The organism is Elusimicrobiota bacterium, assembly GCA_016182905.1.
Taxonomy (GTDB): Bacteria; Elusimicrobiota; Elusimicrobia; order UBA1565; family UBA9628; genus GWA2-66-18.
This window is the reverse complement of the sequence record JACPFR010000046.1, coordinates 17,297-26,976: the sequence shown is the minus strand read 5'-3', so window position 1 is coordinate 26,976 and position 9,680 is coordinate 17,297. Positions and strand designations below refer to the sequence as shown.

The window sequence follows — 9,680 nt, the reverse complement described above, 5'->3', positions numbered from 1 at the left end:
CTAACCGAGCCTTCCTAGAACGGCTCGTAGATGATCGGGACGCAGGGCTCGTCTCCGAAGGGGCCGTCCCAGTCGACGGCGCGATCTGCGGCAACGGGCTTCGTCGCTTGCGCGGCGGCCCTCAGGCCCTCCGCCACTTCCCCGTCGCGCCACCAATGCTCCTGCACCATGCATCCCCCGACGTCATATCCCGTGCATAGAGTCTATCCCCGGGGCCGGGGCCGTTCCATGTCGGGCGGGAAACGGTTATATGTAGGAGATGTGACGGCGTCAGCGTCTAGGGATGGAGCGGCGGCGCACGCGGAAGGAGGACATTAAGGAAGGCCGGTACGTCTTCATGCGCGGCGGCACGCGGTACGGGAAGCCGGGGAGGGCCTTGCGCTCGATCTCCTGGCCGATGAAGGCCTCGATGACCGGCACGAGCTTCTCCTCCTCCAGCGCGACCAAGGTCGCGGCGTCGCCCTCGGTCATCGCGCGTCCGGTGCGGCCGATGCGGTGGACGTAGTCCTCGGGGTGCTCGGGCACGTCGTAGTTGATCACGTGGGAGACGTCGGGGACGTCCAATCCGCGGGCGGCCAAGTCCGTGGCGACGAGGACGGTGTGACGGCCCTCGCGGAAGTCGGCCATGCCGCGGTCGCGCTCGCTCTGCGACAGGTCGGAGTGGAGGACCACGCACCGGATCGCCTTGCGTTGGAGCCAGCCCGCGACGCGGTCGGCGCGGACCTTCGTGCGCGTGAAGATGATGACGGAGTCCACGCCCTCGGCCTTGAGCATCGCCTCGAGCAAGGTCGCCTTCTGGTCCTCGGTGACCGGGAACAGGCGCTGCTTGATCGTCGTCGCGGTCGAGCGCGGCTTGTCCACGGAGACGCGGACGGGCGAGCGCATGAATTCGTTCACCACCCTTTCGACTTCTATCGGGATGGTCGCGGAGAACATCAAGGTCTGGCGCTCGGCCGGGAGCATCTTCATGATGCGGCGCACGTCGGGCATGAAGCCCATGTCGAGCATGCGGTCGGCCTCGTCGAGGACGGCGACGCGCACGTTCTGGAGGTTGAAGGTGCCGGAGCGGATATGGTCGAGCAGGCGGCCGGGGGTGGCGACGACCACCTCGGCGCCGCGCTTGAGCTCCTGGGTCTGGGCGTGGAAGCTGGCGCCGCCGATGACGACGACGCATTTGACCGGGGAGAACTTGGCGAGCTCGGCGATCATGCGCTCGACCTGGGTCGCGAGCTCGCGCGTCGGGGTCAGCACGAGGGCGCGCACGCGCAGGCCGGCCTTGGCGCCGCCCTCGGTCTCGCGGTCGGCGAGCAGGCGCGACAGCAGGGGCAAGGTGAAGGCGACGGTCTTGCCGCTGCCGGTCTGCGCGGAGCCGATGACGTCCTTGCCGAGCAGGGCTTCCGGCAGCGCCTGCGCTTGGATGGGGGTCGGGGCGGCGTAGCCGAGGGCCTGTATTCCTTGGAGGAGTTCGGGACGAAGGTTGAAGGTGTTGAAGGGCATTTAAAGGAGCCTTATTGTAGCAAACCGAGGACATGCGCTGATGTGGGCCTAATGGCCCATGTGCGGAAGTCCGGCCTGGGGCATAATTGGAAGGATGAAACTGGCATCGGCCGGACTGCTCGCGACGCTGCTCCTCGCCCCCTCCCTGCAGGCCCAGAACGTGCGGGTCACCGGGTCCTTCGTCCCGACCACCGGGGTTCCCATCGTCACGGGGCTCGGCTCGCCGGTCGCGGTCTCCCCCCTGGCCATGACGCCGCTGTCGGCCGCGTCGCTCGTGCCCGTTTTGGCCGCGCCGGCCCCGTCTCCCGCTTTCGCGCTGCAGCCCGCGATCGCGCCGGTGCCGGTGGGCGCGCTCGCGCGGCCGGCCGCCGCCCTTCCCGCCGCCGCGAAGGCCTCCGTCCCGAACGGCGAGCCGGAGAGCGCGAAGACGCCGGTCAAGGCCGCGACCCCGGTCGACGGCTGGGCCAGCCGCTTCAATTTCCAGCCGTCCGGCCAGGTCTTCGACGGCTCGCGCGCGATCAAGGACGAGGCCGGCGCGACCTTCCAGGCCGTGCCCAAGGGCCGGGGCGCCGTCCGCGTCCACCTCGTCGAGCGCGCGCCGCTCGCCGCCCAGAAGCCGGTCCCCGGTACCGAGGGGCTGACCGGCAAGGCCTTGCTCGACGCGCTCAACCGGATCTCCGGCCGGGGCCACAAGGAGCGGTCTTATTCCGAGGCCTCCGACTACATGTTCGCGAAGGCCGACCACGTGATCATCAACGGCGTCAGCGGCGTCGTCGACGCGTACTCCGGCATCTTCGTCCCCGGCACGAGCAAGGAAGGCGGCGACTACCCCGAGCGCGGCGATCCCAACGGCGACGGCTACTCCGACGGGCAGGGCATGAACGTCGAGCACACCTGGCCCCAGTCCCTGTTCAACAAGGCCCTGCCGATGCGCTCGGACCTGCACCATCTGATGGCGACCTTCATGCACCCGAACTCGGTGCGCGGCCACATGCCCTTCGGCGTCGTCACCGGCCGGCCCGACTACGAGAACAAGGCCGGCGCCAAGCGCGGCAACGGCGTCTTCGAGCCCCCGGACGCGGTGAAGGGGCGCGTGGCGCGCGGCATGCTGTACTTCTACTCGCGCTACAAGGACTCCCGCATGTTCGGCCGCACCTCGGTCGTGTTCTGGAACCAGCAGATCGAGCTGTTCCTGGACTGGAACCGCCGCTTCCCGCCCGACGCCTTCGAGGCGCGGCGCAACGACCTCGTCGAGCAGTGGCAGGGCAACCGCAACCCGTTCATCGACGACTACAAGCTCGCCGATCGCGTCGGCGCCGACTCCTTTCGAGCCGGCAACGGGCCTTCGCGCGGAGCGGACGCGATGAGCTTCAAGCCGTCGTCCCGGGGCTCCTCGAGCCGCCGCCCGTCGGGCCGGCGCTCCTCCAGACGCTGAACGGCAGCAGCACCGCGGCCGCGGCCGAGCACGCCGCGCCGAAATAGAAGGGCGCCGAGGGCGAGATCCTCGTCCACATCAGCCCCGCGAGCGCGCTCGCCGTGAAGGCCAGGACGCCCGCCGTCCCCTGGAACACGCCCTGGGCCAGGCCGCGGTTGCCGGGCTCGCTCGCGTCGGCGACGGCGGCCCGGAACGAGCCCTCGATCAGCGCCGCCTGAAGGCCGTACAGCGCGAACAGCGGCCAGAGGGCCTCCGCCGTCGTCGCGCGCGCGAAGCCGAGGTAGCACAATGAGTACACGCCCATGCCCGCGGCCACCGTCAGCCTCCGGCCGACGCGGTCGGCGACGTGGCCGATCGCCGTCGCGCAGGCCGCGTTGACGACGTTGAACAGGACGTAGGCGAGCACGACCGTCGTCGCGCTCATCCCCGCGTCGCGGCCCTTGAGCAGGACGAACGCGTCGGAGGAGTTGCCCAGCGCGAACAGGCCGTACACCGCGAGGAAGCGCCAGAACTTGGACGACAGCGGCGTGGAAGGAAGCCTCTCCCGCGCCGGTTCCTTCCCGGGGACCTTGACGTCGCGCACGAACAGGACCAGCACGGCCACCGCGGCGAAGGCCGGAAGCCCCGCCCACAGGAAGATCGAACGGTAGGAGAGACCCGCGCTCAAAAGCCACAGGCCGATCAGCGGGCCGGCGACGGCGCCGGCCGTGTCCATCGCGCGGTGCAGGCCGAAGGCCTTGCCCAGGTGCGCCCGGTCCGTCGACGAGGCGATCAGCGCGTCGCGCGCGGCGCCGCGCAGGCCCTTGCCCGTCCGGTCGGCGAAACGGGCGACGAGCAGCCCCGGCCAGCCGGCCGCCAGGGCGAGCGCGGGCTTGGCGGCGGCCGAGAGCGCGTAGCCGAGGACGACCGTCGGCTTGCGCGCCCCCGCCCGGTCGCTCCACCAGCCCCCGACGCCGCGAAAGACGCTGGCCGCGAGCTCGGCCGCGCCCTCCACGAGCCCGACCGCCGTCGGCGCGGCGCCGAGCACCGTGGTGATGTACAGGGGGAGCAGCGGCGCGATCATCTCGCCGGCGACGTCGGCGAAGAAGCTCACCGCGCCCAGCCAGTAGACGTTCCGGCCGACCCCTTGGACCATGGAAAGGATTCTACGAATGATGTGCTATCATTAGCGCGATTTCATAGGAGAACCGTCATGAAACCCGTCCTGATGTCGCTGATCCTCGCCGCCGCGCCCGCCTTCGCCGCCGACGCGCCGAAGACCGAGGCCCCCAAGGCCGCCGCGCCCAAGGCTGAAGCGAAGAGCGATTCGCCGAAGGCGAATCGACCCGCGCCGAAGGAGGCCTATAAGACGGACGAGGAGCGCGCGATCTACACCATCGGCTTCCTGATGGGCCGCAACCTGACCCCCTTCAGCATGTCCGCGGCCGAGGTGAAGATCGTCCAGGCGGGCATCGCCGACTCGGTCCTGAACAAGGCCCCGCAGGTGGACGTCCGCTTCTACCAGCCCCGCGTCACCGACATCCTCTCCAAGCGCCTCGAGGCCTCCAACGCGCGCCGCGAGGCCGCCATGGCCGCCGCCGCGTCGCCGGAGAAGGAGAAGGGACGCGTCTTCACCGAGAAGTTCGTCAAGGAGAACAAGCCCCAGGCGATCCCCGGCGGCGGCTGGTACCTCGAGACGAAGGCCGGCTCCGGCCCGATCCCCTCGAAGACCGCGACGATCAAGGCCCACTACCGCGGCACCACCGTCGACGGCGAGGAGTTCGACTCCTCCTACCCCCGCGGCGCGCCCACGGAGTTCGCCCTCGACGGCGTCATCAAGTGCTGGACCCACGGCATCTCGATGATGAAGGTCGGCGGCAAGGCGAAGCTCGTCTGCCCGTCCGACGTCGCCTACGGAGACCCGGGCCGGTCCGGCATCAAGCCCGGCGCGACCCTGGTCTTCGAGGTCGAGCTCGTCGAGATAGTCAAGCCCTAGCTGTTGAGGGACTTCCGCTGAAGCAGCTGTGTCCGGCCGCTCTCCGTAAAATACCTTGTAATTTTAATGGTCGTCCTGTATAATACAAGGAATGCTGATTCGGCGCGACGAGGCGGGGGCCCTTCGGCTCCACCTCCGGACCTTCCCCGTCGTCCTTGTGGCCGGCCCCAGACAATCCGGCAAGACGACCTTGGTGCGCGCGGCGCTTCCCTCGTGGAAGTATTTGGATCTGGAGAATCCCACCGATCTCGACCTCCTGACGTCCGACCCCGAAGGATTTCTGGCGGCCAATCCCGGGAATCTGATCATCGATGAGGCTCAGCGATGGCCGCAGCTTTTCCCTATCCTGCGCGGGGTGGTGGACCGGAAACGGCGTCCCGGATCATTCGTCCTGACCGGATCCGCCGCGCCTCCGCTCTTGAAGCAGTCCGGCGAGAGCCTCGCGGGCCGCCTCGGAATGCTGGAGATGACGCCTTTCGGCAGTTCGGAGCTGGCCGCCAGGCCTAGATGGCTGGCGCAGAGATGGTTCTGGGGCGGACTTCCGCCGCTGTATGCGTTGAGCGCGGCGCAGAGCAAAACCGCCTGGCTCGAGCAGTATGTCCGCGCTTTTCTCGAAAGGGATATCCCCGCCATGGGGATCCAGGTGGCTCCCGTGCGCCTGCGCAAGCTCTGGATGATGCTCGCGCACGTCCATGGCGGCCTGCTCAATGTCTCCGATCTGGCGAGGTCGCTCGACCTGAGCGTTCCCACCGTGTCCCATCATCTGGACATCCTCGAAGGCGCGTTCATGATCCGCCGCCTGCAGCCCTACCACGCGAACATCTCCAAACGCCTGGTCAAGAGCCCGAAGCTCTATATCCGCGACACGGGGCTTCTGCACCATCTCGCCGGATTGCGCAAGCCTCAGGACCTGGAGACATGGCCTGGGAGGGGCAATTCCTGGGAGGGATTCGTCCTGGAGGAGCTCATCCGCCGGGCGAAGCTGCGCTGGCCGGCTCCGGGCTGTTACTTTTGGAGAACCCAGGCCGGCGCGGAGGCCGATTTGATCGTCGAGAACGGCCGGACGCGCCTGGTCGTCGAGGTCAAGGCGGGCTCGACGCTGTCCGCCAAGGGACTGCTCGGCATCCGCCAATGCATGAAGGATCTCCACGTAAGTTCGGGGTTCGTCGTCTACCGCGGAGAGAGAGCGCTTCAGCTTGCGCCTGGGCTGTCGGCCATACCCTGGGCGCGACTCGAGAAGGGGGGCTTCCCCGGGGCCTGAGTCCGCGGCGTCGCCGGAGGTCAGCGCCCGGAGCGGGCGTGCCGGCGCATCATGCAGTCGCTCGACACGACGAGCAGTCCGGCTTCGCGCGCCAGGCGCTCGCCCTCGTCGTGATAGACGCCGTCCTGGAGCCAGACGGCCTTCGCCTTCTTGGCGATCGCCTCGAGGATCGGCGTCAGCGCCTCCTCGGGACGGCGGAACACGCACACCACGTCGACCGGAAAGGGGATGTCGGTCACGCTCGGCCAGCACTTTTCCCCTAAAATCTCGCTGTGGCCGGGATTGACGGGCACGATCGTGTAGCCCTGCCCTTTCAAGTACTCGGAGACGTAATGCGACGGGCGCTCCGGCTTGGGAGACATGCCGACGACGGCGATCACGCGCATCGCCAGGATCTTTTCCACGGCGTCGTCCGGCTTTCCGCCAGCGGGGAGCCGGCAGGCCTCGTCCGTCAGGCGGCTTCCACGCCGACGTGAGCCTCGCCGTCGTCGATCTCGATGTGCGCGACGAAGGAGCGGCAGCACACCGTGCAGTCCTGATCGATCGACTGGCCGTCCATGTCGGAGATCACGTGGAGCTCGGAGCCCTCGGAGCAATGCGGGCACTCGATGGTGATCCACTGGTCCAGACGCTCGGTCGAAGCCTCGACGCTCTGCTCCTTGAGCACGGTCTCCATGATCCGCTCGGCGGTCTTATGCTCGGACGCGTCGGCGTGACGCTCGGGCGCGGCCTTTTTGGTCTTCTTCGCCTTCGCAGGAGCTTTGGTCTTCGGCATGCTTTCAGTGTAGAGGGTGAAGCTTTTTCCGTCAAGGGGGGCTACTGCGGTCTCATCGGCGCGACGACCAGCGCGACGCGGCGGTTCGCCGCGCGGCCCTCGGCCGTGTCGTTGGGCTTGGCCGGGCGGAACTCCCCGAAGCCCGCCGCCGAGAGGCGCTCGGGATCGAGCCCCGCGTGCTCGTGCAGCCAGCGCGCGACGGCGGCGGCGCGCGCGGCGGTCAGCTCCCAGTGGCCGGCGTAGCCGCCGAGGAGGCCCTTCTTGAACGGGGCGTTGTCGGAGTGCGCCTCGACGCGCAGCGACTTCGACGGCAGCGCCTTGAGCGCCGCGCCGACGCGCGCGAGCAGGGCGGCGCCGGGCTCCGTGATCTTGACCGAGCCGTCTTCGAAGAGCGCGGCGTCGCTGAGCGCGATCGTGAAGGTCTCGCCGCTCTGCTCGACGAGCGCCCGGCCCGCCTGCATCTCCGCGAGGACGGCGTCGGCGGCCGCGCCCATCTCCTCGCGGGTCTTCAGGAGGACCGCGGCGCGGGCCTCGCCGGCCTGACGGGCCTCGGCGTCGGTCTTCTTGAACGCGTCCTGGGCCGCGGACAGGCGGGAGGCCAGCGCCTCGCGCTCTTCCTTGAGCTTGGACATCTCGCGCCCGGCCTTCTCCCGCGCCGCCTGGTAGACGCTCTTGAGGCGCTCGAGCGCCAGCTTCTCCTTCACCGCGTCGGAGAACTTCCTCGCGAGCTCGTCCTTCTCGGCGACGACCGCGTTCAGCTTCTCGCCGAGCTCGTCCTTGCTCGCGCCGATCGCGTCGGACAGGGACTTGTTGGACTTCGCCAGCGTCGCCGCGCGGCCCTCGGCGGCGGCGGAACGCCCCTCGAGCTCGACGACGCGGGCCTCGAGCTCGACGACGCGGGTCTCGAGCCCGGCCTTCGACGTCTTGAGCGCTCCGATCTCGTCGGCCTTCTCCTGGAGCTGGGTGTAGAACGCGCCGGCCTTCGTCTGGAGATCCTCGATCTCCTTTCTCTGCTTCTCGATCTTCGCGCCGCCGCAGGCGGCCGTCAGCGACAGGAGGAGCGCCGGAAGTAATCGTTTCATGACGAGATGATAAAACAATCCCGCCGGCTATTAGAAGGCCTGTCCGGCCAGGATGGAGAGCGACCAGGAGGAGAGGCCGGTGCGCCGGCTGACCGGGTAGGCCAAGTCGACGCGGACGGGGCTGTTGCTTCCCGAGCGCGAAGGCGCCACGCGCAGGCCCAAGCCGACGCTGCTCCGGAGGTCGGCCAGGTTGATCGAGGAGCCCTCGGGCCAGGCGTAGCCCGAGTCGTAGAAGGCCGCCGCGCCGACGTCGAGCAGGCGGAAGAGGTTGTCCCAGACGTAGACGCGGTCCTCGAGGTTGTACAGGAAGCGGCGGGTGCCCGTGAAGCGGCTCAGGCCGTAGCCGCGCAGGCCGTTGAGCTCGCCGAGCGTCAGTTGGCTGGTCTCGTCGAGCTGCCAGCCGAGGTCCAGGGCGGCGTGGAAGGCCAAGGTCTGGTAGTTCAGGCCCCGCACGAAATAGGAGGCCTCGAAGGAGGCCACGCGGTCCCCGTTGTTCCCGTTGGCGTACTTCGAACGGTAGCCCGACTTCAGGAGCAGCAGCTCTCTCGACCAGGCGAAGCCCTTGGTCAGGTCGACGCGCGGCAGGATCTGCGTCTCGCGGGTCCCCAGCGCGGAGATCCTCGGAGCCCACGCCACCGAGGGGAACACGCCGAGGCCGAGGTTGAAGTCCTCGTCGCGGGTGAAGTTCTGTATGCGCCGCGCGGTGATGAAGTCCAGCTCCTGCCACTCCGCGCCGAGCTTCAGGAAGGTCAGCTGCTCGACGTCGGGCAGCGGCCCATCGGACATGGCGCGGCGCGTCGACAGGCCGAAGGTGACGCGCCGGGTCCGCTCGGTGGAGGTCGTCAGCGCCACGCCGTAGCTGACCCCGGCCTCGCCGCTGCGGCGCAGGACGTCGGCGAGCCTGCTCTCGGAGTAGACGACGGAGCCGCCGAAGGCGGAGCGCGCGATCGAGGCGTAGAAGGGGCGGTCCACCCCGATCGTGTAGGTCTTGCTCCCCTGCGCCGATTGCGCGGCCGCCGAGAATTGAAGGCGCTTGAGGCGCATGAACTGCCGGTCCTTGTAGCTGAAGGCGCGCGACACGGAGTCCCCGTCGCGGCTGTAAACGGCCGAGGCCGCCTTGCCCTGGCCCAGGATGTTGTTCTCGGCGAACCCTCCCTTGACGTTCGTCGCGCCGCCGGCGCGCTTGAAGCCCGCGACGACCTCGAGGGTCCACGAGTCGTAGGTCCGCACGGTCACGTCGACCTTTCCCTGCTTGTTGACGACCGCCGCGACCTCGGCGCGGCGCAGGAAGGGCAGCGAGCGCAGGTTGCGCTCGGTCTCCTCGATCAGCAGGGGGTCGAAGCGCTCGCCGACCGCGAAGAGAAGCTCCCGCTCGATGACGTAGTCCCGCGTGCGGATGTGGGCGCGGTTGGCCGCCCGGTACAGCAGCTTGTTCTCGGGCGGGGCGTCGGTCTCGAAGACGTTGCGGGCGTCGATCTGGATGGAGGCGATGACGAGGCCCGCCGGAAGGCGGGCCTTTCGCGGGGGCGCCGCCGCCAGCGGCGCCGCGTGAAGACAGAGCAGCAAAGTCAGTGCGCGCATGCGAATCCGGAGATTATGCCCCTTTCGGCGCCGATAGTCCTCGCGGCTGAGACCGAGCCCCGCTCCTCACATCA

10 protein-coding genes are annotated in these 9,680 nt (G+C 68.9%); 3 read left to right on the top strand and 7 right to left on the bottom strand.

Annotation, left to right across the window (positions count from 1 at the left end; translation table 11 throughout):
* Positions 1 to 14 precede the first annotated feature (14 nt).
* The gene (locus HYV14_14475) at positions 15 to 170 is read right to left on the bottom strand and encodes a hypothetical protein (protein MBI2387194.1); all 156 of its coding nucleotides are present in this window, start codon (positions 168 to 170) and stop codon (positions 15 to 17) included.
* Between the two features lie 100 nt (positions 171 to 270).
* Positions 271 to 1,497 carry a DEAD/DEAH box helicase gene (locus HYV14_14470; protein MBI2387193.1) on the bottom strand — a complete coding sequence of 409 codons (1,227 nt, stop codon included), beginning with the start codon at positions 1,495 to 1,497 and terminating at the stop codon, positions 271 to 273.
* Positions 1,498 to 1,591: 94 nt separating this feature from the next.
* On the opposite strand from HYV14_14470, the gene HYV14_14465 reads away from it, so the two are divergent.
* A complete protein-coding gene (locus tag HYV14_14465) occupies positions 1,592 to 2,932 on the top strand; it encodes an endonuclease (protein ID MBI2387192.1) in 1,341 nt (446 codons plus the stop codon).
* Here the strand turns inward: HYV14_14465 and HYV14_14460 are convergent.
* Entirely contained in the window at positions 2,868 to 4,067 is a 1,200-nt protein-coding gene (locus tag HYV14_14460; GenBank protein MBI2387191.1) for an MFS transporter, read from the bottom strand. The two genes, HYV14_14465 and HYV14_14460, sit on opposite strands and share 65 nt — an antisense overlap.
* A gap of 57 nt (positions 4,068 to 4,124) precedes the next feature.
* Here HYV14_14460 and HYV14_14455 point away from each other — a divergent pair, with 57 nt between their 5' ends.
* Both HYV14_14455 and HYV14_14450 read left to right on the top strand, forming a co-directional pair.
* Complete coding sequence (locus HYV14_14455) at positions 4,125 to 4,907, top strand: FKBP-type peptidyl-prolyl cis-trans isomerase (protein ID MBI2387190.1); 783 nt, start codon at positions 4,125 to 4,127, stop codon at positions 4,905 to 4,907.
* A 91-nt stretch (positions 4,908 to 4,998) separates the two neighbouring features.
* A complete protein-coding gene (locus HYV14_14450) occupies positions 4,999 to 6,168 on the top strand; it encodes an ATP-binding protein (GenBank protein ID MBI2387189.1) in 1,170 nt (389 codons plus the stop codon).
* 20 nt (positions 6,169 to 6,188) lie between these two features.
* Here HYV14_14450 and HYV14_14445 read toward each other — a convergent pair whose 3' ends face one another.
* The 4 genes from HYV14_14445 to HYV14_14430 all read right to left on the bottom strand — a co-directional run bounded on the left by HYV14_14445 (position 6,189) and on the right by HYV14_14430 (position 9,606).
* On the bottom strand, positions 6,189 to 6,554 hold the full coding sequence (locus HYV14_14445; GenBank protein ID MBI2387188.1) for a CoA-binding protein: 366 nt from the start codon (positions 6,552 to 6,554) through the stop codon (positions 6,189 to 6,191).
* 65 nt (positions 6,555 to 6,619) lie between these two features.
* Complete coding sequence (locus tag HYV14_14440; protein MBI2387187.1) at positions 6,620 to 6,943, bottom strand: CPXCG motif-containing cysteine-rich protein; 324 nt, start codon at positions 6,941 to 6,943, stop codon at positions 6,620 to 6,622.
* A 41-nt stretch (positions 6,944 to 6,984) separates the two neighbouring features.
* Positions 6,985 to 8,025, bottom strand: a complete 1,041-nt coding sequence (locus tag HYV14_14435) for an OmpA family protein (GenBank protein ID MBI2387186.1) — start codon at positions 8,023 to 8,025, stop codon at positions 6,985 to 6,987.
* Positions 8,026 to 8,055: 30 nt separating this feature from the next.
* Positions 8,056 to 9,606 carry a BamA/TamA family outer membrane protein gene (locus tag HYV14_14430; GenBank protein ID MBI2387185.1) on the bottom strand — a complete coding sequence of 517 codons (1,551 nt, stop codon included), beginning with the start codon at positions 9,604 to 9,606 and terminating at the stop codon, positions 8,056 to 8,058.
* Between the last annotated feature and the right edge of the window lie 74 nt (positions 9,607 to 9,680).